Genomic DNA, 23,916 nt, shown 5'->3' on the forward strand with positions numbered 1-23,916 from the left:
GGTTGCGCATGAGCTGTCCTAGGGTTTTGCGGTCTTATGCTTTTCCACCGTGCTCCATGTCTTGTCCGCGGCGTGGCAGAGGTTCTCCAGGGGGCAATCGGCGCATTTGGGCGTACGCGCGACGCACAGCGCCCTCCCGTGGTGGATGATCTGGTGCGAGAAATCGATCCACTTCGCCTGCGGGATCACCTTCATCAGGTCCTGCTCGATCTTCTGCGGGTCATCGTTCTTGGTCAACTCCAGCCGCCGCGAGATGCGGTGTACGTGGGTATCGACCACCACCCCTACCGCTTTATGGAACCACGTACCCAGGACCACATTCGCGGTCTTGCGGGCAACGCCGGGCATCTCCAGCAGCTCTTCCATCGTGTCCGGCACCTGCCCTCCGTGCCGTTCCACCACCGCCTTGGCCGCGCCGACGATGGACTTGGATTTGTTCCGGAAAAATCCTGTTGAGCGGATATCCGGTTCGAGCTGCTCGGGCTTGAGTCGCGCAAAATCCGCTGGAGTCGGATACTTTTCAAAGATGACTGGCGTGACCATGTTCACGCGCGCGTCCGTGCACTGCGCCGATAGGATGGTCGAGACCAGCAGCTCCCACGCGGATTTGTGGTGCAGCGCACAGGTAACGCCCGGATACCGTTCGTCCAGCCGCCGCAGGATCTCGCGCACGCGATCCGGCGCAACCGGGTTGTAACCCGCGGGTGGCTGGCCTGTCGCCGGCTTCGGTGCCTTCGCCTTGGCGGCCGGCCGGACTTCTTTTCTTCCCTTCGTGGGCGTGATCGTGGGGCGGGCCAGCGCCTTGCGCGCTCCTTCGTGCCGTCCCGTCTTTGCGGGCTGTCGGGGGATGACTCCTCGGACCATAGCGACCCACGAGATTACAATGGCGCCTGTACCCGCTACAATGACCGATTCCTGTGGGAAAAAGAACGCCGATCACGAATGCTGACATACAGGCCGCCCGTAAACCCCTGCCCGCGCTGCCCCTGACCATCGAAGGCTCCAGCGTCTTGCACCAGATGATGCGCGTCCGGTGGTCTGCTTGGCGCAAGGTTCCGGCAGGCGAAAAGCAGGCCTTGGTCAAGGAAGCCGCTGCTGCCCTCGAGCCACTCGAGCAGACCGGCGAGACGGCTCTCTACTCCATGCTCGGGCACAAGGGTGACTTGATGCTTGTCCACTTCCGCGACTCCTTCGATGAGCTCAACGCGGCCGAGATACGACTGCAGAACCTGCAGCTGGCCGACTACCTGGAACCCTCGACTTCGTACCTCTCCGTCGTTGAGCTCGGTCTCTACGAATCTACCGTGAAGCTCTACAGGTCCCTGGTCGAGCGCGGTGTCGAGCCCAACACACCGGAGTGGAACAAGGAAACGGAAGAAGTCATGGCCCGGCAGAAGCAGGCGATGTCGGCGCGCCTGTTCCCCAAGATCCCCGATTCGCGCTACATCTGCTTCTACCCCATGGACCGTCGCCGCGGGGAAGACAAGAACTGGTACACCCTCCCCATCGAAGAGCGGCAGCGCCAGATGGACGAGCACGGCCAGGTCGGCCGCCGCTATGCCGGCAAAGTGCAGCAGATCATCACCGGCTCCATCGGCTTCGACGACTGGGAGTGGGGCGTGGACCTCTTCGCCCAGGACCCGATGATCTTTAAGAAGCTGATCTACGAGATGCGTTTCGACGAGGTCAGCGCCGTGTACGCGCTCTTCGGCACCTTCTACGTCGGCATTCGTGTGCCCGGCGCTCAACTCGGCAAACTGCTCAGCGGGGAGGCGCCCGGCAGGGGCTAGCGCGGCGGTCATTGACGCCGCGCCTCACGGCGGCTACCCTGATGCCCTATGGCAGTCAAATCCATACAGCTCGGACAAGTCTGGCGTAATAACGAAGACGGGCAGAACTACCTTGTGACCAAGCTCTACAACGAACTGTTCACGCAGTACGCCATGCTGCGCCCGGCCAGCGCGGCGGCCGCCTCGACCGACACCATTCGCGTCAAGGTGCTGAAGGGCGCCGATGGCGCTTCACTGCCGGGGTATACCTACGCGCAGGAATCCCAGGAGTTCTGATCGCACCCAACGAGCCCTTATGCAACCGTTCGCTTGCCCGCACTGCGGCTCCCACAGCTACACGATCCGGCTCGCCGGGTGCAATGTGACCAATGCTACGCTGGAAGAGACCCTCGTCTGGAACGAGGAGGCGCAGGAGTACGGCACCAGCGGGACCATCCTGGTGGAGAGCGAAGGAGTCGAACCCCAGGACAGCCACGCGCTCTGCGCCGAGTGTGAGCAGGACGTGACCGAGGCTGTCGCCGATTTCGAGGCCGCCCTCGCACCACCCGAAGAAGCGGCGGGCGCCTGAGCGGCCGCACCCAATCCGACTCATGATCGCGAAGATTATCGCGGCTCTCAGTTCCTTCGTCATCGCTGTGATCTCCACTCTGGGCTATCCCGGGATCGTCGCCCTGATGGCCATCGAATCAGCCTGCATCCCTCTGCCCTCAGAAGTCATCATGCCGTTCTCCGGCTACCTGGTATACACCGGGACCTTTCGGCTGCTGTGGGTGGCGCTGGCGGGCGCCTTCGGCTGCAACGTGGGGTCGCTCCTGGCTTATGAGATCGGCGCCTACGGCGGGCGCCCGCTGGTCGAGCGCTACGGTTCCTACATCCTGCTGAATCGGCGGGAACTCGACCTCGCCGACCACTTCTTCGCCCGCTATGGCAGCATGACCGTGCTCATCAGCCGCATGCTGCCGGTGGTCCGGACCTTCATCGCGCTGCCCGCCGGCGTCGCACGCATGCCGCGCCTGCACTTTCACCTGTACACGTTCGTCGGTTCTTTCCCCTGGTGCCTGGGGCTGGCCTACCTGGGGATGAAGGCAGGGGAGAACTGGCACTACCTCGGCAAGTACTTCCACCAGTTCGACGCTGTGATCGGAGCCCTGCTGGTCATTGGGGCCATCTGGTTCGTCTGGTCGCGCTGGTCCCACCGCATCCGCTCGGCTTAGCCGATCCCTGAAACCTTCCGGACGATCCGCTCATACGTGTTCCACGGCAGGATCGTTCTGAGGAACCGCTGGATGTGCGCGTCCTGGCCCACCATATATCGCAATCGGGGATTCGGGTCCCGCGCCACGCGCGCAATCAGCTGCGCGACTACCACGGGATCTTTCTTGCTGACCTTTTTCTTTACGAACTCTGCATAGCGCTGGATGCGTTCATAGTTCGGGGAGCGCTGGCCGCGTGCGTCCTCGCCGATGCGCAGGTTCCGGTCCCAGATATCCGTCTGGAACGAGCCCGGCTCGATTAGCACCACGTGTACCCCGACCGATCGCATCTCCAGCCTCAGCGCTTCGCTCCAGCCTTCCAAGGCAAACTTCGATGACGAGTATGCGCTCGCCACGGGCTGGCCCGTGCGCCCGCTGATCGATGACACCATGATCACGTGCCCCGACCGCCGCTCCCGCATATGGGGCAGCACGGCGAGCGTGAGCGCCACCGTCCCGAAGTAGTTCGTCTCGAACTGTTCTCGGATCTCCGATAGGCGGAGGTCTTCGGCGAAGCCGGCCATGGGGAACCCCGCGTTGTTAACCAGCACGTCGATTCCCCCGTGGCGGCGGACGATCTCGCTCACCAGGGCGGGCAGGGAATCGATCTCCGTGATGTCGAGCCTGCTGATGTCGAGACGCTCGCTCACCCCGGCTTTGGCCGCGGCTTCGTCCAGACGCCCGCGCCGCTCAAGGCTCCTCATGGTGGCAACCACTTGGAATCCCGCCTTCGCCATCTCGACCGCCGTCAGCAAGCCGATGCCGCTCGACGTTCCTGTGATGACCGCGATTTTCTCCTTCAGCGCCGTTCTCCTTCCGGGAGCTGTTCTTTTCCGACCGAGGTGCTCGACTGTGCCTCGTTGTAGATAGCGCGAGCGACTCTCCAGGTGCCATCCTCTGCGCGCTGGAGGATGCGCATGGCATTCACCAGCGTGCTGCTTTCCGCCCTGCTCTGGCCGGTGCGCATGCGCGCGTGGATCTGCCCCCACTGGTACGCGTACTTCCCCATCACCCGTACTTCCTGCCACTGCTCCTCGTATCCCAGGATCTCGGCGTTGCCCGTCGCATCGCGCTGCTGCTCGTAGAACTTCCGCAGGGCCGCCCTTCCCGAGATCGGCCCATGCTGAGGGGCCAGCAGAACCCCGTCATCTGTCCACAGCGAAAGTAGGGCATCGACGTCAGAGGCCATGCTGGCGGCAATGTCCTTGCGCTGCAATTCCTCGATGGCCGCGCGGTCTTCTGCCGCGCGCGCCTTCTGCTCGGTGGCCGACGCTTCCATTACCGGCCGGGACGGCCTCCGCTTCGTCTGTGGCGTCGCTGCCGTCAGCATCGTCAGTACCAGCACCGCGATCGCGCTCCCGCGCATGGTGAACCTCCGCGGCGTGCATTCTCCAATGAGCGCGACCTATTTGCAAATCTCCCGGCGATACGAGAAGATAACGAGTTTTCCTGTCAGGGATGCTTCTTTCATAGAGGGACGGGACTGATGCCGAAGACTGCGAGTGACAAGAAAAAACCCGGGGCAAGCCACATCGAGCCGGCCAAGGGCAAGCTTGGGGTGATGATCCCGGGCATGGGCGCCGTGGCCACTACCTTCGTCGCCGGGGTCGAAGCCGTGCGCCGCGGCTCGGCCACACCCATCGGCTCTCTCACCCAGATGGGCACCGTCCGTCTCGGCAAGCGAACTGACGGCAGATCGCCGATGATCCGCAAGTTCGTTCCCCTCGCGGGTCTCAAGGATCTTGTCTTCACCGGCTGGGACATCTTCGAGGACAACATGTACGAGGCCGCGGTCAATGCCGGCGTTCTCGAGCGCTCGCTTCTCGATCCCATCAAGGACTTCCTACAGTCGGTCACACCACGCCCGGCGGTCTTCGATCGCAACTATGTGAAAAAGCTCGACGGCCCCAACGTCAAGAAGGGCAAGAACAAGATGGAGCTCGCCGAGCAGCTCCGGCAGGATATCCGCGACTTCAAGAAGAATTCCGGCGCAAAGCGCTTCATCATGATTTGGTGCGGATCGACCGAGATTTTTCTGCGACCCGCGGCGGTGCACCAGTCGCTGAAAGCGTTCGAGAAGGGCCTGTTGAAGAACGACCCGAACATCGCCCCCTCGATGATCTACGCCTACGCCGCCCTGAGTGAAAACGTGCCTTTCGCCAATGGTGCCCCCAACCTGACAGTGGACCTCCCGGTCATGCACGAACTGTCTCGCCGTAATCACGCTCCCATCTGCGGCAAGGACTTCAAGACCGGCCAGACCCTGATGAAGACCGTACTGGCGCCAGCCTTCAAAGCGCGCATGCTCGGCCTCAGTGGCTGGTACTCCACCAACATCCTCGGCAACCGCGACGGAGAGGTGCTGGACGATCCCGAATCATTCAAGACCAAGGAAGAGTCCAAGCTGGGCGTGCTGGAGCACATCCTCCAGCCCAAGATCTACCCCCAGCTCTACGGCAACATATTCCATAAGGTCCGCATTAACTATTATCCGCCGCGTGGTGATAACAAAGAGGGTTGGGATAACATCGACATTTTCGGCTGGCTCGGTTATCCCATGCAGATCAAGGTGGACTTCCTCTGCCGCGACTCCATCCTGGCCGCCCCCATCGTCCTCGACCTGGTCATGTTCATGGATCTGGCCCAGCGCAGCGACGAACTCAAGGGAATCGGCATCCAGGAGTGGCTCAGCTTCTACTTCAAGTCACCCATGACCGCGCCCGGCCTCTACCCAGAGCATGACTTGTTCATCCAGCTCATGAAGCTGAAGAACACCCTGCGTCACCTCAGGGGCGAGGAACTGATCACCCACCTGGGCCTGGAATATTACGACTAGCGCCCTGCCGTCCCAGAGTCGTTATTCGTGACTGCGCCCGCAGCCGCTCGGGGGGTGCATTTCCCAATCGCGAACCGCAAATCGCCCATGGCTCGTGTCCTCTGATTCTTTCCGGTCGCGCATCTTGTTGTCGAGTACTGGGTTTGTATCTTTGGGCCCCAGATGCGACGTCTGTCCGGAACGGAAAGATTCCCGGGCTGTCGGATAACGCCAAGTGCTCGTTCTAGCGTCTAACTGGGTGGAGGGGATTCATTCACTGATACGGGCGTGACAAGAGGGCTATAATTTAAATAACCACGACTCGGATGGGTCAAGGGAGTCTCACTATGAAGTTTCGCGCGCTGATCGCACTGGGTGTGGTGTTGTTCGCCGCTCCGTTCCTGCTGGCGCAAAACCAGACAGGTTCCTCCGCCCCTGCGCCTGCGGCCCAGTCGGGGAGCACGGCACAGGCCCCCGACACGTCCGCCCCGCCCCCCGACGCTGCCTCCACGCCCCAAGCCACCGCCCCGAACGCGAGCCATGACGGCGGCAAGAACGACGTGGACGACATCGGCAATCGCAAGGTCGGGAAGGGCAGCAAGCTGGGCAATTGGTACTCGCTCGAAAAAGAGATCGCTATGGGCAAGCAGTATGCCGCCATGGTCGAGCAGACCGCCAAGCTGGTGCAGGATCCGGTCGTGACCGAGTACGTGAATCGCATCGGCCAGAACCTGGTACGTAACTCCGACGCGCGCGTCCCCTTCACCATCAAGGTGATCGACTCCGACGAGATCAACGCCTTCGCCCTTCCGGGCGGTTTCTTTTACGTCAACTCCGGCCTCATCCTGGCCGCCGATGAGGAAGCCGAACTGGCTGGGGTCATGGCCCACGAGATCGCGCACGTCGCGGCCCGCCATGCCACCCGCCAGATGACCCGCCTCAACTGGGCCAACCTGGCCAGCATCCCCCTGATCTTCATCGGCGGTGGGATCGGCTATGCCGCCCAGAGCGTCGCCTCAATCGGCCTGCCCCTGACCTTCATGAAGTTTAGTCGCGGTTTCGAGGCCGAGGCCGACTACCTCGGGCTCCAGTACATGTACGCCACCGGGTACGATCCGCAGGCCTTCATCGCGTTCTTCGAAAAGGTTCAGGCCAAAGAGAAGAAGAAGCCCGGCACGCTGGCCAAGGCCTTCGCCTCGCATCCGCAGACGCCAGAGCGCATCGAAACCACTCAGCGGGAGATTAACAACGTACTTCCGCCCAAGCCGCAATACATCGTCACCACATCGGAATTCGATGAGGTCAAAGCCCGTCTGGCTGCGATCGAAAACCGCCACAAGATCGTCGACAACCAGGAGAACCGTCCCAGCCTGCGGCGCACCTCGTCTCCCAGCAAGACCAGCGACGATTCCTCCAAGGGCCAGGACGAGGACCGGCCCACACTCAAGCGCCGCGACTAAGCGCGTATCGCACGCAGAATTCGAACGCCGGTGGTCAAGCCACCGGCGTTGCTGCTTGCGGCCTATTCGGGCGTGAGCTGCCGGAACTTGCGCCGTATCTGGCATTGAGCGCTGCGCCGACCAGTGCTAAAATCCGCCGCGAACCAGCCGAATCAGGGAGAACCCGTGAAAAAGAAGAAGGACGGCACGCCGCTACCCGCCGAAGAGGCCACGCCGGCCAGCTCGTTGTGTGTCCGTGACTACATGACCACCAACGTCACTACGCTCAACGACCAAGCCCGCCTGCTCGATGCCGCCCTCCTCATCCGCCGCACCGGCAAACGGCACGTTCCTATCGTGGACGAGTCGGGCCGTCCTGTTGGCATCATCAGCGACCGCGACGTCTCCCGCATGGCCCCTTCCATGCTGGCCCGCATGACCCCCGATGAGTACAACCAGATCTTCGAAGCCACGCCCATCACGGTCGCCATGACCAAGAATCCCATCACCGTCGCGCCGGAGACAGCCATCCGCGACGCTGTGGGCATGCTCTACGAGAAGAAGATCGGAGCCATTGTCGTGATCGAGAACGACAAGGTGGTCGGCATCCTTACCGTGACCGATATGCTAGGGCTGCTCAACCAGCTGCTCTCCGACGACCTCTCTGCCGGAGCCGGGGCGTGAAGGAAACGGCACGAAGTGTCCTTCGTGCCGCAGGTCCAAAATGTCGAGACGGGAAAACTAGAACTGCAAACTATGAGGTCTTCTTCTTCGCCTTGCACTTGCTGATGATGGCCGATTCCAGCCGGGTGCGGAGGTCTTCGGGAAGTTCGTACATCTTCGAATCGCGGTAGATCTCAATGGTCTTCTTGGTGGTATCGCAGACGACGTAGCAGTTGTGGCACCACTGCAGGTGTTCTTCGAGCTCGGCGCGCGTGGAGGAATCCATCGCGTCGTCGAGATAATCGGTCAGCTCCTTCAGAAACTCCTTGCAGGTCACTGTGCGCCGTCTCCGCTGTTCTTCCGTCTCTTAAAGTACTTGTTCAGCCTTTCGCGCAGCTGCAAACGGGCCCGCAACAGCCGCGATTTTACCGCCGGAACGCTTAGCCCCAGCGCCTCGGCTGTTTCCTCGGTAGATAACCCCTCGACGTCTCGCAGCACGAACACCGTCCTAAAGCTCGCCGGCAGGCCGTTGATCGTCTTCGTCAGGATCTCTTTCAGCTCGCCCTGCTTGTAGAGCTGCTCCGGGTTCGGCGACCAGTCCGCGACCTCGCGCGGCATGGTGTCTTCCTCGGTCTCGATCTCCTGATCGAGCGACACGGTCTTGTCCGTGCGCCGCCGCCGCAGCTTCATCAGGCTTTCGTTGACCGCGATCCGAACCAGCCACGTGTAGAACTTCGAGTTCCCCTGGAACTGCTCGAGGTTCTCGTACGCCTTCAGGAACGCGTCCTGCATGACGTCTTCTGCGTCTTCGCGGTTCTGCGTGATGTGCTGCGCGATCCGGAAGATATTCCGGTCGTACCGCTTCACCAGCTGCTCGTAGGCGGAAACGTCGCCCTTCTTCGCAGCCTGGACTAATGCCAGTTCGTCGCTGGCTTCGTCCTTCACTTTGGATTCGATGATAGCCATGGTCTCCGGATGCAACAATTTCGCTGCCGGCGAATCTAGTATTGTACCCGCTTCCGCCCCCTCCGTCGCCGTTCCGGGGGGACAGGTATTGGACGAGCCTACCCCGTCTCTGTTAGAGAACTATTAAACGCGTGATGACAAAATCCCTCCCGGTGTTACGTAAATCGTTGGTTTTGTGTTCCATCGCCGTCTCCCTTGCGCTGGTCCCGGCGGGCTGCAACTCCGGCAAGCCCGACGTGGTCATTCCCGTGGTGATGAAGAAATACTCCTTCGATCCTCCCGTGATCCGGGTCAAGAGAGGCCAGCTCGTCGAGCTCGATGTTTCGACCGCCGACGTCCAGCACGGCTTCACCGTCCGCGACCTCGGCATTAAGGAACCCATTCCGCCGCATCGCCCCGCCAAGATCATTTTCAAGGCCGACCGTGCTGGCGTCTTTCCCATGACCTGCTCGATCATCTGCGGTCCCGGCCACGATGACATGGTGGGGAAGATCATCGTGGAATGAGGCCCTGCGGTTGACACCCCGGCGATTCACCATATAATCGCGGCACAGGCGCTGCCGGACTCCCGGCTGGTCTGCGCCCGTCCATAACCGTGGCCGATCCCAAGAAGATCGCAGAAATCGTGGAACGTGTGGTGGGCGAGCAGCTCGATACCCACCTCTCTCAGTTGCGCCAGGACATCGTGGCGCGCGTCTTGGCCGAAGTGAAGCCAGCGCTCGAAGAGAAAGGCCCTGTCTTCACCTCCGCGCCGCCCAGCGCCGAACTCGATGGCGCCGTCTCCGCCATCCAGGACGTCACCGCTCAGACCGACATCCTGCGCAACCTTCTAGAAGGCTGCGCCAAGTTCTGCAGCCGCTCCGCCCTCTTCGTGATCCGTGGCGGCATAGCGAACGGCTGGCAGGCCCGCGGTTTTGCCGACGATTCCGTGGTCAAGAATGTCCAGGTGGACACGGGCAAGGGTTTGGCCGCGCGCGCCTTCCAGACGCAGAATCCGGCCGCGGCCGCCGCCATCGAGTTTGACTCTGGGTTCAACCAGACGGTCGGCAATCCGGCTGACGGGAACGCGCTCATCCTGCCCCTGGTCGTGAAAGAGAAAGTCGCTGCCCTGGTCTATTGCGATTGCGGGACCGAGAAGGCCTGGCAGATCGACAACTCCGCGCTGCAACTGCTGGTACGAAGCGCCGGTCTGTGGCTCGAGGTTCTGTCGCTGCGCAAGACCGCGGGTCCGGAGAAGGCCGAGGCTGAAGCCCCGGCTGCCGCCGCGCCCGCTCCACCGCCTCCGGTCGCCGCCGCCCCTCCGCCGCGCGCGCCGGAACCCGAAGTCGAGGTTCCTCCGCCACCACCGCCTCCGCCTCCGGCAGCGGCCGCAACCGCTATCGCTCCTGGCGACGAGGAGGTTCACAAGAAGGCCAAACGCTTCGCCAAGCTGCTGGTGGACGAGATCAAGCTCTACAACAAGGACAAGGTTTCCAAGGGCCGCGAGCACAAGGACCTTTACGAGCGGCTCAGGGAAGACATCGAGAAGAGCCGCGCCACCTACGACAAACGCTATGGCTCGACGCCAGCCGCCGCCGCTGATTACTTTTCTAAGGAGGTCGTGCGCATCTTGGCAGACAACGACCCCTCCTTGCTGGGAGACACATTCCCGCGGTAAGTTGGAATGTGATCTTCCGGTCGCTTGTGACCCAGGTAGTCTTTGTTCTCGCGTCGTTTCTCGCGTTCGGACAGTCCGACGCGGCCCCTGCATCTTCGCAGACACCTGGCAGCGCTGCCAAACAATCCACCAACAGCTCCACTAAGAGATCGCGCAAGAAGAAGCCGGTTATCCCGCTACGCCTGCGCAAGATCCACCGCGCGTTCATCGCGTCTGCCGATCTGAAGCCCATGGCGATGCAACTGGTGTCCGACCGCACGCCGGCGGCCTACGCCGGAGTGGAGAAGTTTGCGCGCAGCCATCCGGGAGATCCCGGCGCGCTGGCCTGGCTGGCTATCGCCTACGCCCACCATCTCGATCAACAGTCTCCCCAGGAGATCGAGGCGCTGAAGAAGGCACGTCTGCATGCCGATGAGTTGGGCGACTACGTTGATTACCACCTGGGCGAGGCATACGTCTCCACGGGCAAGGACGAGGCAGCGGTGGAGGTTCTGCGCGATTTTGATACCCGCCATCCCGGCTCGATCCTTTCACGAGACGCCCTCGTCGCGTATGCGAACGCGCTGGTCACTACGGGCAACGGCAAGCTCGCCATCGAACTGCTCGAAGCGCGGCGCATGCCCACACGCGCGGATATCGAGCTGACGCTGGGCCACGCCTACGCCGCGGAAGGGCAGAGCACGAAGGCGCTCACCACCTTGCGGAACGTCTACTACACCATGCCGTTGAGCCCGCAGGCGGACGCCGCGCGCGCCTCGCTCGACACCCTGGCGCGATCCGTCGCGCTGCCGCCCGTTTCCTTCACCGAGCGCAAGACGCGCGCCGACCTGCTGGTTCAGGGGCGTCGATACTCCGACGCGGTCCAGGAATTCCGCTTGTTGCAGCGTGAGGCGGCACCGGATGATCTGCCCGCGCTCAAAGCGGGATTGGGCTACGCACTTTTCAAGTCTGGACGGGAGAGGGAGGCGCGCGAGCTTCTGGAGAAGCTCCCGGGCGCAACGGAGGAAGTCAACGCTCAGCGTCTGTATGTGCTGGAGCAGATGGCCCACTCCGATCAGAAAAAGGTCAGCCAGTACCTCGACCAGTTCCGGGAGCAGGCACCCAAGAGCCTGTGGTTCGCGGATGCGCTGCTCTCCTCCGCCAACATGTTCCTGCTCGACCGCGAGTACGAGCGGGCCGCCGCGCTCTACACCGAGATTGACGACCGGTTCCCGGGCGGCAAGTACTCGCCCTACTCGCACTGGCGAGCCGCCTGGCTCACCTACCGGCTGGGTCGCCGCGACGAAGCCAAGTACCGATTCGAACAGCAGGTGTCGCTGTATCCGCAGTCGCAGGAGGTGACAGCGGCGCTGTACTGGCGCGGCCGCATCGCCGAGGATGAGAAGGACTGGGGACGCGCCCGGGCCTATTACCAGAAGCTCATCGAGCGCTACCGCAGCTACTACTACGCCGAGATGGCGCGGCAGCGGCTGGCGCTTTTTCAGCCCGGCGAAGCGCAATCCGACGGCACGCTGGCCCGTGTGCCTGCGCTGCCCGTGCGCTCCGTCCCTGCGGATCTGACGCCGCCGGCCGACAGCCTGCGCGCCCAGAAGGCGTTGCTGCTCGAAAACGGCGGGCTGCTGGAGCTCGCGGTCCGCGAACTTCAAGCCGCCAACGCCGCCGATTGGGCGCTGGCGGAAATCGCCAAGATTTACCAGGATAGCGGCCAGTACTACCGCGCGCTGCAGACGCTGAAGCGCGCCTATCCCGGCTATTTCGCGCTCGACCTCCCGCAACTCCCGCGCGATTTCTGGCAAACCCTGTTCCCGCGGCCCTACTGGCCCGACCTGAAGCGAAGTTCCAGCGACAACGGGCTTGACCCGTACTTAGTGGCGTCCCTCATCCGCCAGGAATCGGAATTCAATCCCGGCGCCGTTTCGCGGGCCAATGCCCTCGGCCTGATGCAGTTGCTGCCCGGCGTGGGCAAGAAGCTGGCGAAGGAAACCAAGATGCGCGGCTTCAGCTACGGTATGCTGCTTACCCCGGCGGTCAACCTTCGTCTGGGGACGCGCTATTTCCGGCATATGCTGGACAAGTACGACGGGAACGTCGAGTACGCGCTCGCCGCCTACAATGCGGGCAGCGAGCGGGTCGCAGAGTGGCGTGGCCACGGCGGCTTCCGCGACGTCGCGGAATTCGTCGAATCTATCCCCTTCACCGAGACCAGGGAGTACGTGCAAGCCATCGTGCGCAATGCTGCGGTGTATCGGCGCCTGTACGGCGACTCAGCAGTCGAGTCGGCGTCGCAGCATTAGTCGTTCCAGATTCCAAGCGCCAGGGTGTCCGGCTCGGTCAGCTGGGTCGCCGCTGACTGGCGGCGTGCTGCGCCGGGGGCTTGGCGAAGAGGATCTCTCCGACCAGAAGGAAAGCGCCCACGACGATCGCAGTGTCGGCCACGTTGAAGGCGGGCCACTGGTAGCTGCCGACATAGAAGAGCAGGAAATCCACGACGTGGCCGGTGACGATCCGGTCCCAAAGGTTGCCCAGGGCGCCGCCCAGGATCAGCGCCAGCCCCACGCCGGTGGTGGTGAGGGTGTGGCTGTTCTTCCACAGCAGGGCGGAGACCACGACCAATGCCATCAGCGAGAAGAGCACCAGCACGGCGACCTTGTACTCCGAAGGCGATTCGGAAAAAAGGCCAAAGGCCGCGCCGCGGTTCTGCACGTGGGTCAGACGGAAAAATCCGGGTATGATGTTGATGTTCTCGTGCAGCGCGATCCTTCCGGAGACGACCCACTTGCTGAGGCGGTCCAGCAGCAGGACCGCAACGGCGATCAGCAGATGGGCCTTTCGCATGGCATGGGGCGAGTTTGTCGGCACCTTATGACCCAATTGAACCACATCATCCTGCAGCAGCGATCTCTTCCAGGGCAGCCGTGCAGCGCTCGCAGACGGTGGGATAGGCCGCATTCTGGCCCACACGGCTCGAGTAGTTCCAGCAACGCTCGCATTTCTGGCCCGGCGCCTTGCTCACCTCTACCTTGATGCCCGCACCGCCATTGCCGCCGGCAGCACGCTCCACCTCGACGGCAGAGACGATGAACAAGTATCGCAGCTCGGGCGCGTACTTTTGCAGCACCGAGTAGATGGCTTCCGCTGCGACGACACTTACCCTGGCTTCTAACCCGCTTCCGATCAGCTTGTTGTTGCGGGCGGACTCGAGAGCCTTCAGGACCTCGTCGCGCACGGCGAGCAGCGAAGCCCAGTCGGTACGCAGCTGGTCGAGGCCGGTTGTGGAGACAATCTTCCCGGTGACCTCTTCCGCCTGGGGAAAGAGCGCCAGGTGGACGCTGTCGGCGCGGCCCTCGACCTTGGGAAGGTATTGCCAGACTTCTTCGCAGGTGAAGCTCATGATGGGCGCCAGCAGGCGGACCAGCGCTTCGCCGATGCGCCAGATGGCGGTCTGGGCGGAGCGGCGCGCCTCGTTGTCGGGCGCGAAGGTGTAGAGTCGGTCCTTGAGCACGTCGAAGTACACGGCGCTGAGGTCGGTAATGCAAAAGTTCAGCACCGCCTGGTAGACCTTGTGGAATTCGAATGTTTCGTACCACTTCTGCACGTCGCGGCTGAAATCGGCGGTGCGCAGAAGCATGTGCCGGTCGATGGGCGGCATGCGATCGAATGAAACGACATGCCGCGCCGGGTCGAAGCCGTCGAGGTTCCCGAGGATGAAGCGGAAGGTGTTGCGGATCTTGCGATAGAGTTCCGCCAGCCGCTGCATCATCTCATCGGAATTGCGCACGTCTTCCCGGAAGTCGACTGAGGAAACCCAGAGGCGCAGAATCTCCCCGCCCAGCTTGTCCGCCACTTGCACTGGATCGACGGTGTTGCCGAGGGACTTCGACATGGCGCGCCCCTGCGGATCGAGGGTCCAGCCGATGGTCGACACAGTGCGATAGGGCGCTGCGCTCTTGGAACCGACGGCGCACAGAAGGGAGGAGTGGAACCAGCCGCGATATTGGTCACCACCCTCGGCGTAGAGATCGGCGGGCCAGGGCAGCCCGGACTCGTGCCCCAGCACAGCCGCGTGGCTGCATCCGGATTCGAACCACACGTCGATGATGTCCATCTCCTTGCGGAACTTTGTGCCGCTACACTTGGGGCACTTGGTGCCGGAAGGAAGGATGGTGGCAGCTTCCCTGGTGTACCAGGCATCCACGCCTTCGCGCGCAACCAGGTCGACTACCGCTCCGTTCACGTCCTTTGACTTGAGCAATTCGTCGCAGGCCGCGCAGAAGAAAAAGGCGATGGGCACGCCCCAGACGCGCTGGCGCGAAATGCACCAGTCGGGCCGCTCGGCCACCATGTTGGTGATGCGCTCTTCGCCCCACGCCGGGTCCCATTTTACTTTCTTGATCTCTTCCAGCGATCGCTGGCGCAGGCTGCTTCCGTCCATGGGTGCGTCCATGGAGATGAACCACTGCTCGGTGGCGCGGAAGATGACCGGGTTGTGGCAGCGCCAGCAGTGTGGGTACGAATGTTCGATGTTGTCGCGGCCCATGAGCACGCCGCGCGACTTCAGGAGCTCGATGATCGGCTCATTGGCCTTGAATACCGTAAGGCCTTCGTACTCAGGCAAGCCGTTGTGCAGCCGCCCAGCCGCATCCACGTTGCAGGTCTGGTCGAGCTTGTACTTCACGCCGGTATAGAAATCGTCGGCGCCGTGCGAGGGAGCCGTATGCACCGCGCCCGTGCCTTGGTCCGTCGTGACGTAAGTCGCCAGTACGCCGAGGATCTTGCGGTCGAGGAATGGGTGGGCGAAGGCGGCGTACTCCAGGTTGCGGCCGGAGAACTTCGCCACGGAGTGAGTGTTGGCCAGTTTGCAGGCCTGGACGGTGGCTTCCGCCAGAGGCTCGGCAACGAGGTACACCTCTCCTCCGGACTCCAGCGCGACGTAGTCAAGATCGGGATGAAACGCCACCGCCATGGAAGCCGGCAGGGTCCAGGGGGTGGTCGTCCAGATGATGGTGTTGACCTTCTTGCCGGCTAGTGCGGGATCGATCTTCGCCGGGTCGCTGGTGAGCGCGTATTTCACCCAGATGCTGGGGCTAGTGTGCGGTTCGTATTCGACCTCGGCTTCGGCCAGCGCGGTGCGGTCGTGGATGCACCAGTACACGGGGCGAAGGCCTTTGTAGACCAGGCCCTTCTCGAAGATATCGTAGAGCGTGCGCAGCACCCAGGACTCGTACTGCGGCGACATGGTCAGGTAGGGGTCGTCCCAGCGTCCGAAGGTCCCGATGCGCTTGAATTGCTGCCGCTGTATGTCCACGTACTTCTCGGCATGGGCGCGGCAGGCCCGGCGCACCTCGATGGCCGGCATGTCCCGCTTCTTGCCGCCGAGCTGCTTGTCCACCTTAATTTCGATGGGCAGGCCGTGGCAGTCCCAGCCGGGGACGTATGGGGCGTCGAAGCCGGCCATGGTCTTGGTTTTCACCACCAGGTCTTTGACCGTCTTATTGAGCGCCGTGCCCAGGTGTATGACGTCGTTGGCGTAAGGCGGGCCGTCGTGCATCACGTAGATGGGCGCACCCTTCCGGGCCTGCCGGATGCGGTCGTAGAGGCGCATCTGGTCCCAGCGCTCGAGCATCTTGGGCTCGTTCTGCGGCAGGTTGGCCTTCATGGGAAAGGCGGTCTTAGGAAGGTTGATCGTAGCCTTCAGGTCCAGCGGTGCCTCCAGTTGCAGGACTAGAACTCAATTATAGAGGCACCTAAGTCCCTCGTGCGCGGAGAAGCCGAGGGCGTCCGGATGTACATGTCCCACAGCAACTTTCCAGGATTCCTAGGGTTTGGCATAGTGGCATCGGGGGTGTTTTTTTCTCTTCGTTCCTGGGCTGGGACGCATCTAATGCGTTGACCAGCAACTCGGCTGATCGATAGCCGGAACGGGGGCAAGCGGGTCCAAACAACTTATGGCGAATTCGATGTCCATCCTTCCCAAGGAAATCAACTCTTCGGGCCACGCGTCCGATGCGAGCCTGCACTTGGCGCGGCTCATGGAGAACGTCGAACAGTCCTGGTGGAGTTCGCTCAAGAGCAACCTGCACGATGTCTTCTTTCCGGAGAAGCTGCCACCGCTGCAACTAACCTCGAAGCCGGTAAAGGTGCGCGACATCTGGGGCGCGTACGACAATCGCAAGCAGGCGACAGCCACTTCGCTAGTCATCCACGCAGGCATGGTGGTGTTGCTGATCGCGATGTCCCTCGCAGGCGCCAAGGTAGTGCAGCAGGTCAGGACGCAGGAGTCGGTGCAGTTGGTAGCACCTGACCTATCGGACTACGTTCCCATCTCTGCGAAGAAGAATGACACCATCGGCGGTGGCGGTGGCGGCGGTGACCGCGACAAGTTACAGGCCCCCAAGGGTAAGCTGCCCAAGCTTTCGATGGAGCAGATCACGCCCCCGGCGGTAGTGATCCGCAATGAGAACCCGAAGCTGGCGGTGGAGCCCACGGTCGTGATCCCGCCGCAGGTGAAGCTCCCGGCGAATGGGCTGCCCAACCTGGGCGACCCGTTGTCGAAGGTGGTGGGCCCGCCGTCGAACGGCGTGGGCTCTGGTGGCGGGATCGGATCCGGCTCCGGCGGAGGGGTTGGATCTGGCAGCGGACCTGGCGTAGGCCCCGGCTCCGGGGGTGGGATCGGCGGCGGCGTCTTCCGCGTGGGCGGAGGCGTATCGGCGCCGCGGGCGATCGCCACGCCTGATCCGGAATACTCCGAAGAAGCCCGCAAGGCCAAGTACCAGGGCGTGGTTTTGCTGTGGCTCGTCGTGGGGCCGGACGGCAGGCCACACGACATCCGCGTGTCGCGCAGTCTGGGCATGGGGCTGGATCAGAAGGCGGTCGAAGCCGTCAAACAATGGAAGTTTGAGCCCGCGATGAAGGACGGCCGTCCGGTCGCGGTGCAGATCAACGTGGAAGTGAATTTCCGGCTGTACTAGGTGGATCAACACTCCGAAGGGGAAGGCGAAGCCGCCTTCCCCTTCTTATTGCGCGAAGAACTGTCGTGCTGCGGTGTGAGGAGCCTTCCGGATCTTAGCTCAGTCGCCGTACACCGGGGTGTTGGCTGCGACCGCTTTCGCAGCGCGGACCTTTGTGCAGCACGTTCCAGCCGGGATGGGCGCGCCGTGCGGGCACTTCTCCGGGTGGCCGAGGAAGGTGCAGATCTTTTCGGTGGCCTCGGGCGAGAGGATGTGCTCGAACTTGCAGGCCTGCTGCTCGATCTCGGCTTCGTTCTCCATCTCCAGCGTCTGGGTGAAGAGCCGCTCGGCCAGGCGGTGGCGGCGGATGATGTCGGCGGCCTTGGCGCGGCCCCGGTCGGTGAACTCGACGAGCAGGCTGCCGTCAGCCGTGCCAACCTCGCCGGGATGGATCTGATCGTGGCAGGGATTTACCACGTGTTTGTGGTCGTGCGGCTCCGGGGGATGCGGCCGCACGCTGATCAGGCCCAGCTCCGCCATCTTCTCGACCGCAAGGGAGACCGGCAGCACGCCGTCCACCGACATGCGGCCGACCTCCGCAAGCTCGCCATGCTCGTGGAGCACCCACATTTCCTCCAGCACCTCGTCAAACTGCTCTTCGTCGGACATAGAGAAGATCTCGTGCGCGGCGATGCGGCCGTGGTGCAGGTCGATGCGGCGCTCGGCCAGCCGCGCCATGACCGGGTCGTGGGTCACCATGATGATGGTGCACCCTTGGGCGTGGAGCTCACGCAGCAGGCGCAGCACGATCTCCTCGTTCTGTGCGTCCAGGTTGCCGGTGGGCTCATCGGCCAGGACGATCTTGGGGTCGTTGATCAGCGCGCGGGCGATGCAGACGCGCTGCTGCTCGCCGCCGGAGAGGTGTGCCGGCAGATGATGCGCGCGGTCGGCCAGGCCTACGCGTTCCAGCGCCTCGAGCGCTTCTTTCTCATCGGTCATGCTGTGGAAGTACTGCGCCAGCATGACGTTCTCTAGCGCGGTGAGATAGGGGATCAGGTGGAACTGCTGGAAGACAAAGCCGATCTTTTCGGCGCGGAAGCGGGTCAGTTCGGCGGCCGACAGGGCGCCAACGTTCTCGCCTTCGAGCCAGATCTCGCCCGAGCTTGGCTGGTCGAGGCACCCGATCAGGTTCACCAGCGTCGATTTCCCGGAGCCGGAGGGGCCCATGATAGCGAGCCACTCGCCGGGCGTCACCGACAGCCCTACGTCGTCGAGCGCGCGGATCACTCCACCATTGCCTTCCGCCCGTGCCGGATAAACCTTGCTGACGTGTTTGAGCTCGATGGACACTACTCTCCTCTCAAAATCGTGGCCGGCTGTACCCGCTTCAGCAGGGCCAGGGGAACGAGCGCGGATCCCAGAGATACCAGCACGCTTCCCAGCAACACAGCAGGGAAGATGGCGAACCGTGGCGAAACCGCAGCATTGAAGTTCAATCTGCCGATCAGGAAGGCGATCCCCAGCCCGGCGAGGAAGCCCAGCACGGCGCCGAGCGCGCCCAGGGTGGCGGCTTCCGCGGCGAAGACGGCGTTGACCGTCCGCTCCGATGCGCCCAGCGCCTTCATGACGGCAAAGTCCTTGCGGCGATCGAGCACAGAGGCGGTGAGCGTAGCCAGCATGCAAAGCGCTGCTGTCAGAACGATGAGCAAGGTCGAGGCCAGCAGTGCCAAGCGGGTCTTGTTCAGGACGCGTCCTTCGGCCTCGACGATCTGGCGCACTGGCTCGACCTTCGCCCCGGGGACAGCCTCCGCGATCTTGGCAATCATCTGCGAGATTTCCACGGTGGAGCCGGTCACCGCGATCTCGATGGTGGAGGTGGGCACGCCGGACCAGGCGACGAACTCGTCGAGCGCAAGATATACGCGGCTATCTTCGCCAGAGCCAGTCTTCAATATCCCCGTTGCAGCGAAGTTTACAGGGTGATTATTAAAGATAAGCTTGAAGTTCTTGTCCCTCGATGAGAGGGCCGCGAGAGCGCGTACTCCAACCAGCCCCTGGCCGCTTCCACTAGGCCACGCGGTCACGGACCACCAGTTGTTCAGCCTGCGGACTCGCTCGAAGTCAACCCCGGCTGCGACGATCGGTGTGCCATCCGAGGTTTTGGCGACGACATACGAGTAGGGAACCGCCATGCCGTGCCCGGCGAGCAGGGAATCGATGCGGGAGAGAGCGTCGGAGGGAAGCGACTGGCCGTCCCTCGCGGTCACGACGACGTTGGCGCCGTAGCTGCGGAACTCCTTGTGCAGCTTCGCCTGTACGTCGGTATACAGGTTCAAGGTGGCCGTGGCGACCGAAGCCGCAACCACTACTGCAAGCAACGCCGTCAGGGTGCGACCGCGGCGCACCAGTGTGGGCTGGGTGAGCAAGCGCAGGAACATCTGCCTCTTGGTCATGCGTCACCTCGCAGGACGATCGCCGGGTCGAACCGCATGGCCTTCCGGATGGACGCCGCGCTTCCAGCAAAGGTCACCAACACGGCCACAGCCAGCACCACGGGGAAGAGAACCGGTTGAACGGCGACTCGCGACGAGAAGATCCAGCGGCCGATCTGTTGCGCCATGCCCACACCTGCGGCGAATCCGACCACGCCCCCGAGCAAGGCCAGCAATGCGGCCTCGGTGAAGAACAGCGCGCCCACAGCGAAATTGCCGGCGCCAATGGCCTTCATCAGGCCCACTTCACGTTTGCGCTCGAAGATAGCAGTAGCCATGGCCGCCGACACCGCCAGCGCCGAGGCGATCAGCGCGGCCAACGTGACCAGCAGCATCAGGCCCTTGATGCGCGAGAGGACTACGCCCTCGTTCTGCGCTACCTGGCGGATCTGCTCCGCCCGGGCGTGCGGGATCACTTCCATGATCTGGAAGGCGATGGCGTTCGCGTACGGCGAGCAATACCAGCGGTCTCGGTCCACCGGGCTCATGCTGTTGGGATCCCGGCGGCCGAAGGCGTCTTCCGGCTTGGTCATGGCGCTGACCAGGATGCGGCGTACCGCGCCGGGGCGGCCGACGACTTGCTGCGCAAGCGAGAGGGGGCCGACGATCTGCTGGTCCTCCGGACCTCCGGTGCTGAGCAGGCCGGAGATCTGTAGCTTTCGTCCTGCAATCTCGATCTGGTCACCGGTCTTGATGCCGAGCTTGGCGGCGAGCGATTCGCCGGCCAGGACCTGCGTGGAATCGTCGGCCGGCCAGGCTCCCTTCACCTTCCACCAGGGATGGGTGATGATCACGCCGGTGCGGAATGTGTCGTCGCCGTACTTGAGCTCCTTGTTGAAGTACGTGCCGACCAACTCGACGTCGGTCATGCCCACTTTCGCGCGCGCCGGCAGGAAGGGCGAGAAACCGGCGATGTTGTGACGCCAGAAGGTGCCCTTGATCGCCGGCAGGTCTTTCTCGTCTAAGAAGGCGCCATCGCTGGCGGGCTTCAGGTTCACTCCGCCGATCTCGACATCGAGCGTGTCCTCTTGCGGATAGACGACGATGTTGGCGCCGTAGCTGCGCAGCTCGCGATTCATCTTGTCGCCGATGTCGGTGGCGACGGCGATCATGGCCGTGGCCACGGCCACGCCCAGAGTGATGGCCACACCGGCCAGCAGCTTGCGCCGCTTTTGCCGCAGGAACGATTGATAGACGAGGCGGAGGAACATGGCTACTGCGCCTTGAAGTGCGCTGCGCCCTCCGCTAGATCAGCCTGGGCGATGACCAGGTTGTCGCCTGCGACCGTGGCCTTCAGCGGGATGGGATTGCAGCCGCCTGCCTGTCCCACGGTCTGCGGATTGATGGGCGCGGCGCAATTCTTGCAGATCACCCCGCCGTTCGGTCCTTTGAAGAAGCCCACCGGGCCGCAGATCTCGCAGGCGTCGAAGAGAGCGACGACGTTGTTGTCCGGTTTGCGATAAAGGAAGAACCGTACCTCGGTACCGTTCACGTTGGTCTGGAAGCGCTGGAAATCGTCCTTACCCAGCGTGTTGATCGGGAGCGTGACCTGGCCGTTGACGAACTGCACTTCGGTCGCGGGCGACAACGCGGAGGTGCTCTTGGCGTAGATGAACTCCGCCGTCACCAGGAGGATGAAGAGGAACGAGCTGGCATAGATCGAGGCCATCCACAGGCGCTCCCGCCGGGCCGTCCAGTTGGCCTTGCGGCGCTCCGCTCTGGAGGCGTCGGGGGCGACCACGGGAACGCGCCGCCGATACTCGAACAGCGCCATCATTGCGGCCAGGGCCAGGATCGTAATGAAGAAGAACAGGTCGTTGCGCACGATGGGGCCGATGAGCGCCATCTCCTTCTTGCTGGAGGGAAGAACGCCGTTTTCCGAGAGCTCATGCAGGCCGGCGATGGTCAACTGGATCGCAACAAATACCAGGATCACTGTGGTGACCTTGAAGAACTTGCCCAGGTTGATGCGCACGCTGCCCTTGACGAACATCACGCCAAAAACCACCGCCAGGGTGACGCCCACGAGGGTCCCGAGGAAGTTCATCAGCTCGGTGGAGTTGAGCGAGACAGCGGAGAGGATCAGCACGGTCTCGACTCCCTCGCGCAGCACCATGATAAAGACGAAGGCGAACAGTCCGATACGGGAGCTCCGCGTAGCCAACGACCCGACCTTGCTCTCGATGTTTCCCTTGAGCGCCTTGGAGGTCCGCGCCATGAAGATGATCATGGTGACCACGAAGAAAGCGGCCGCCAGCATGACCCAGCCTTCGAAGACGTCCTGGTTGAAGCCGGTGCGGGAGAGCAGGACGGCAACGCCGATGCTGCCCAGAAAGCCTGCGGCCAGGGCGGCGTAGACGCTCTTGCGCAGGTCCTGCCGCCCGATCTTGGCCAGGTAGGCGAGGGTGATGCCGACGATGAGGGCGGCCTCGACGCCTTCGCGAAGGGTGACGATCAGTGCCTGGAGCATGGTGCCACGATTATGAAAATGATTTTCAATTTCAACTTCATAGGATACGCGCCGCGGCGGGCGGCGGTCAATCACCCATATCACGCCCCGTTGTGACGGCCGTCACGCCGCGGAGGCCTCCCCCGCAGCTTACATCCGCTGGAGAAAGCGTTTTGCCTCGTCGAGGCGGGGGAACAGCTTCTCCTCTGCCTGGAATTCCCGGGAGTGGAAGCAGCGGCGGCTGCCGCGCAGCTTCACCGGATGCTTCAGGTGCAGCATCTCGTGGTAGACGAGATACTCGATGGCGCAGCGGGGGACCTCGTGGCGGTCAAAGGCGCGGCTGACCACGATGGTGTTGTGGGCGGGGTCGTAGTGCCCCAGGTTCTTGCGCGCGTGATCACGGCTCCAGGTCATCTCGGGCCGCCCCAGCAGGCCGTGGAAGAAGCGGCGGTTCAGGTCGTCGAAGATCTCGTGCAGGTCGTACACCTGGCCGCGGGCGCCGTTCCGCTGCTTCCGCCCGCGGACCTGGCGCACGACGTGGGATTTGGCGGCGAGGTCGCGGCTGGAAATGTAGCGCCGGTAACGCTGGGCGCACGCGGGCTCGATCTGCTTGCGGTAGATCTTGGCCAGCAGGATGTGGACGATGGCCTTCAGCACCGCCTCCGGAGCGCCTTGAAGAAGGTCGGAGAGGCGCACCAGGAGCCGGTCCTGGCGCAGGCGGATGGTGTTATTGATGTTGGCGAAGGCGTAGAACTCGACCTGGAACTCGGGCATCCGCGTGCGCGGACACAGCTCGCGATGCGCCTCCTGAAAGAGGCGGGAGAGGTCGGGGGTCACTGCGGATAGATTACCAGACACCAGGGCCGGAACAGGAACGCCCGCCGGCTAGTCCTTGCTCTTCTCTTTGCCCTTATTCTTGGCTTCCTGTTTTGCCTTGGCAATTTCGCGGAGCAGGTCCTGGGCGTCCTGCTCGCTGGATTTGACGGCCTCAAAGGCGTTCTCCAGCACGTACTGGTAGTCCTTCGACTCCTGCGCGTTCCTGGCATCGGACTGGGCGGCGTCTCTGAGAGCCTGCAGCCGCGACTGAAAAGCGCCATCGGCGATGATGACCTCGCCCAGCGATTTGCTGATGTCGTCCTTGCGCTTCGCATACATGTCGACGTTGTCGTCGAGTTCGTCCACGATCACGGTGAAGTCCTCGAGCAGATCGTGGATCTTCTTGCCGCGGCCCTCGGCCATCTTAGGATCACCGCGGAGTTGCTCGATGGCCTCCAGGCGCGCTTGGGCGAATTTGATGATGAGTTTGATGCGCTTTTCCGGCTCCTGTGCGACTTCGCGCAAGTGGTCGGCTTCGGCTTCGGTGAGAGGGTCGCGGCGGAGTCGCTGGGCGGACGCGAGCGCGGCGACGAGCAGGAGCAGCACGAGCAAAGTTTGGGGTCTCACGG

Annotated in this window: 24 protein-coding genes; 11 read left to right on the top strand and 13 right to left on the bottom strand. The window is 62.9% G+C overall.

Going from position 1 to position 23,916, the window contains the following annotated elements:
* Positions 1 to 18: 18 nt before the first annotated feature.
* On the bottom strand, positions 19 to 864 hold the full coding sequence (gene nth, locus LAN37_05755; GenBank protein ID MBZ5646714.1) for an endonuclease III: 846 nt from the start codon (positions 862 to 864) through the stop codon (positions 19 to 21).
* A gap of 107 nt (positions 865 to 971) precedes the next feature.
* Between nth and LAN37_05760 the strand changes: the two genes are divergently transcribed.
* From LAN37_05760 to LAN37_05775, 4 genes are read left to right on the top strand one after another with little or no spacing between them, the layout of a single operon-like run.
* Positions 972 to 1,790 carry a heme-dependent peroxidase gene (locus LAN37_05760; GenBank protein MBZ5646715.1) on the top strand — a complete coding sequence of 273 codons (819 nt, stop codon included), beginning with the start codon at positions 972 to 974 and terminating at the stop codon, positions 1,788 to 1,790.
* 48 nt (positions 1,791 to 1,838) lie between these two features.
* Complete coding sequence (locus tag LAN37_05765) at positions 1,839 to 2,066, top strand: hypothetical protein (GenBank protein ID MBZ5646716.1); 228 nt, start codon at positions 1,839 to 1,841, stop codon at positions 2,064 to 2,066.
* A gap of 19 nt (positions 2,067 to 2,085) precedes the next feature.
* Complete coding sequence (locus LAN37_05770) at positions 2,086 to 2,358, top strand: hypothetical protein (GenBank protein ID MBZ5646717.1); 273 nt, start codon at positions 2,086 to 2,088, stop codon at positions 2,356 to 2,358.
* Positions 2,359 to 2,380: 22 nt separating this feature from the next.
* On the top strand, positions 2,381 to 3,004 hold the full coding sequence (locus LAN37_05775; GenBank protein ID MBZ5646718.1) for a DedA family protein: 624 nt from the start codon (positions 2,381 to 2,383) through the stop codon (positions 3,002 to 3,004).
* Here LAN37_05775 and LAN37_05780 read toward each other — a convergent pair.
* Positions 3,001 to 3,747 carry an SDR family NAD(P)-dependent oxidoreductase gene (locus LAN37_05780; protein MBZ5646719.1) on the bottom strand — a complete coding sequence of 249 codons (747 nt, stop codon included), beginning with the start codon at positions 3,745 to 3,747 and terminating at the stop codon, positions 3,001 to 3,003. The genes LAN37_05775 and LAN37_05780 overlap by 4 nt on opposite strands.
* A gap of 95 nt (positions 3,748 to 3,842) precedes the next feature.
* On the bottom strand, positions 3,843 to 4,409 hold the full coding sequence (locus LAN37_05785; protein ID MBZ5646720.1) for an SgcJ/EcaC family oxidoreductase: 567 nt from the start codon (positions 4,407 to 4,409) through the stop codon (positions 3,843 to 3,845).
* A gap of 195 nt (positions 4,410 to 4,604) precedes the next feature.
* On the opposite strand from LAN37_05785, the gene LAN37_05790 reads away from it, so the two are divergent.
* The 3 genes from LAN37_05790 (at position 4,605) to LAN37_05800 (ending at position 7,981) form a co-directional block, all read left to right on the top strand.
* Positions 4,605 to 5,879 (top strand): inositol-3-phosphate synthase, encoded by a 1,275-nt coding sequence (locus LAN37_05790; GenBank protein MBZ5646721.1) that lies wholly within the window; start codon positions 4,605 to 4,607, stop codon positions 5,877 to 5,879.
* 326 nt (positions 5,880 to 6,205) lie between these two features.
* On the top strand, positions 6,206 to 7,318 hold the full coding sequence (locus LAN37_05795; GenBank protein ID MBZ5646722.1) for a M48 family metalloprotease: 1,113 nt from the start codon (positions 6,206 to 6,208) through the stop codon (positions 7,316 to 7,318).
* A 165-nt stretch (positions 7,319 to 7,483) separates the two neighbouring features.
* Entirely contained in the window at positions 7,484 to 7,981 is a 498-nt protein-coding gene (locus LAN37_05800; GenBank protein MBZ5646723.1) for a CBS domain-containing protein, read from the top strand.
* A 70-nt stretch (positions 7,982 to 8,051) separates the two neighbouring features.
* Here the strand turns inward: LAN37_05800 and LAN37_05805 are convergent, their stop codons facing one another.
* Together LAN37_05805 and LAN37_05810 are read right to left on the bottom strand one after the other, a co-directional pair.
* On the bottom strand, positions 8,052 to 8,297 hold the full coding sequence (locus tag LAN37_05805; protein ID MBZ5646724.1) for a zf-HC2 domain-containing protein: 246 nt from the start codon (positions 8,295 to 8,297) through the stop codon (positions 8,052 to 8,054).
* Positions 8,294 to 8,926: a sigma-70 family RNA polymerase sigma factor gene (locus LAN37_05810; GenBank protein ID MBZ5646725.1), complete on the bottom strand. Its 633-nt coding sequence runs from the start codon at positions 8,924 to 8,926 to the stop codon at positions 8,294 to 8,296. The genes LAN37_05805 and LAN37_05810 overlap by 4 nt, the downstream gene beginning before the upstream one ends.
* A 134-nt stretch (positions 8,927 to 9,060) precedes the next feature.
* Here LAN37_05810 and LAN37_05815 point away from each other — a divergent pair, with 134 nt between their 5' ends.
* The 3 genes from LAN37_05815 (at position 9,061) to LAN37_05825 (ending at position 12,877) form a co-directional block, all read left to right on the top strand.
* Positions 9,061 to 9,432 (top strand): cupredoxin domain-containing protein, encoded by a 372-nt coding sequence (locus LAN37_05815; protein ID MBZ5646726.1) that lies wholly within the window; start codon positions 9,061 to 9,063, stop codon positions 9,430 to 9,432.
* Positions 9,433 to 9,521: 89 nt separating this feature from the next.
* Positions 9,522 to 10,583, top strand: a complete 1,062-nt coding sequence (locus LAN37_05820; protein ID MBZ5646727.1) for a hypothetical protein — start codon at positions 9,522 to 9,524, stop codon at positions 10,581 to 10,583.
* 8 nt (positions 10,584 to 10,591) lie between these two features.
* Positions 10,592 to 12,877: a transglycosylase SLT domain-containing protein gene (locus tag LAN37_05825; protein MBZ5646728.1), complete on the top strand. Its 2,286-nt coding sequence runs from the start codon at positions 10,592 to 10,594 to the stop codon at positions 12,875 to 12,877.
* Between the two features lie 37 nt (positions 12,878 to 12,914).
* Here LAN37_05825 and lspA read toward each other — a convergent pair whose 3' ends face one another.
* Both lspA and ileS read right to left on the bottom strand, forming a co-directional pair.
* Positions 12,915 to 13,418: a signal peptidase II gene (gene lspA, locus LAN37_05830; protein ID MBZ5646729.1), complete on the bottom strand. Its 504-nt coding sequence runs from the start codon at positions 13,416 to 13,418 to the stop codon at positions 12,915 to 12,917.
* 46 nt (positions 13,419 to 13,464) lie between these two features.
* Positions 13,465 to 16,239, bottom strand: coding sequence for an isoleucine--tRNA ligase (gene ileS, locus LAN37_05835; GenBank protein MBZ5646730.1), 2,775 nt, complete (start codon positions 16,237 to 16,239; stop codon positions 13,465 to 13,467).
* A gap of 373 nt (positions 16,240 to 16,612) precedes the next feature.
* Here ileS and LAN37_05840 point away from each other — a divergent pair, with 373 nt between their 5' ends.
* A complete protein-coding gene (locus LAN37_05840; GenBank protein MBZ5646731.1) occupies positions 16,613 to 17,551 on the top strand; it encodes an energy transducer TonB in 939 nt (312 codons plus the stop codon).
* Positions 17,552 to 17,650: 99 nt separating this feature from the next.
* On the opposite strand, the gene LAN37_05845 is transcribed toward LAN37_05840, so the two are convergent.
* From LAN37_05845 to LAN37_05870, 6 genes are all read right to left on the bottom strand, one after another.
* The gene (locus LAN37_05845; GenBank protein ID MBZ5646732.1) at positions 17,651 to 18,880 is read right to left on the bottom strand and encodes an ATP-binding cassette domain-containing protein; all 1,230 of its coding nucleotides are present in this window, start codon (positions 18,878 to 18,880) and stop codon (positions 17,651 to 17,653) included.
* Entirely contained in the window at positions 18,880 to 19,983 is a 1,104-nt protein-coding gene (locus tag LAN37_05850) for an ABC transporter permease (protein MBZ5646733.1), read from the bottom strand. Before LAN37_05850 ends, LAN37_05845 begins: the two co-directional genes overlap by 1 nt.
* Positions 19,980 to 21,233: an ABC transporter permease gene (locus LAN37_05855; GenBank protein MBZ5646734.1), complete on the bottom strand. Its 1,254-nt coding sequence runs from the start codon at positions 21,231 to 21,233 to the stop codon at positions 19,980 to 19,982. Before LAN37_05855 ends, LAN37_05850 begins: the two co-directional genes overlap by 4 nt.
* 2 nt (positions 21,234 to 21,235) lie before the next feature.
* On the bottom strand, positions 21,236 to 22,492 hold the full coding sequence (locus LAN37_05860) for a Fe-S-containing protein (protein ID MBZ5646735.1): 1,257 nt from the start codon (positions 22,490 to 22,492) through the stop codon (positions 21,236 to 21,238).
* A 129-nt stretch (positions 22,493 to 22,621) separates the two neighbouring features.
* A complete protein-coding gene (locus LAN37_05865; protein ID MBZ5646736.1) occupies positions 22,622 to 23,308 on the bottom strand; it encodes a M48 family peptidase in 687 nt (228 codons plus the stop codon).
* Positions 23,309 to 23,356: 48 nt separating this feature from the next.
* The gene (locus tag LAN37_05870) at positions 23,357 to 23,914 is read right to left on the bottom strand and encodes a hypothetical protein (protein MBZ5646737.1); all 558 of its coding nucleotides are present in this window, start codon (positions 23,912 to 23,914) and stop codon (positions 23,357 to 23,359) included.
* Positions 23,915 to 23,916: the final 2 nt, after the last annotated feature.

The sequence above is a fragment of the Terriglobia bacterium genome (genome assembly GCA_020073495.1).
In the GTDB taxonomy this organism is placed as follows: Bacteria; Acidobacteriota; Terriglobia; order Terriglobales; family Acidobacteriaceae; genus JAIQFD01.

Bases quoted from the DNA above. Each gene is read 5' to 3' on its own strand.
- LAN37_05815 (MBZ5646726.1), top strand. From the start codon at position 9,061: ATGACAAAATCCCTCCCGGTGTTACGTAAATCGTTGGTTTTGTGTTCC.
- ileS (MBZ5646730.1), bottom strand. From the start codon at position 16,239: ATGAAGGCCAACCTGCCGCAGAACGAGCCCAAGATGCTCGAGCGCTGG.
- LAN37_05795 (MBZ5646722.1), top strand. From the start codon at position 6,206: ATGAAGTTTCGCGCGCTGATCGCACTGGGTGTGGTGTTGTTCGCCGCT.
- LAN37_05780 (MBZ5646719.1), bottom strand. From the start codon at position 3,747: ATGAGGAGCCTTGAGCGGCGCGGGCGTCTGGACGAAGCCGCGGCCAAA.
- LAN37_05785 (MBZ5646720.1), bottom strand. From the start codon at position 4,409: ATGCGCGGGAGCGCGATCGCGGTGCTGGTACTGACGATGCTGACGGCA.
- LAN37_05770 (MBZ5646717.1), top strand. From the start codon at position 2,086: ATGCAACCGTTCGCTTGCCCGCACTGCGGCTCCCACAGCTACACGATC.
- lspA (MBZ5646729.1), bottom strand. From the start codon at position 13,418: ATGCGAAAGGCCCATCTGCTGATCGCCGTTGCGGTCCTGCTGCTGGAC.
- LAN37_05840 (MBZ5646731.1), top strand. From the start codon at position 16,613: ATGGAGAACGTCGAACAGTCCTGGTGGAGTTCGCTCAAGAGCAACCTG.
- LAN37_05855 (MBZ5646734.1), bottom strand. From the start codon at position 21,233: ATGTTCCTCCGCCTCGTCTATCAATCGTTCCTGCGGCAAAAGCGGCGC.
- LAN37_05790 (MBZ5646721.1), top strand. From the start codon at position 4,605: ATGATCCCGGGCATGGGCGCCGTGGCCACTACCTTCGTCGCCGGGGTC.
- LAN37_05860 (MBZ5646735.1), bottom strand. From the start codon at position 22,492: ATGCTCCAGGCACTGATCGTCACCCTTCGCGAAGGCGTCGAGGCCGCC.
- nth (MBZ5646714.1), bottom strand. From the start codon at position 864: ATGGTCCGAGGAGTCATCCCCCGACAGCCCGCAAAGACGGGACGGCAC.
- LAN37_05850 (MBZ5646733.1), bottom strand. From the start codon at position 19,983: ATGACCAAGAGGCAGATGTTCCTGCGCTTGCTCACCCAGCCCACACTG.
- LAN37_05775 (MBZ5646718.1), top strand. From the start codon at position 2,381: ATGATCGCGAAGATTATCGCGGCTCTCAGTTCCTTCGTCATCGCTGTG.
- LAN37_05765 (MBZ5646716.1), top strand. From the start codon at position 1,839: ATGGCAGTCAAATCCATACAGCTCGGACAAGTCTGGCGTAATAACGAA.
- LAN37_05810 (MBZ5646725.1), bottom strand. From the start codon at position 8,926: ATGGCTATCATCGAATCCAAAGTGAAGGACGAAGCCAGCGACGAACTG.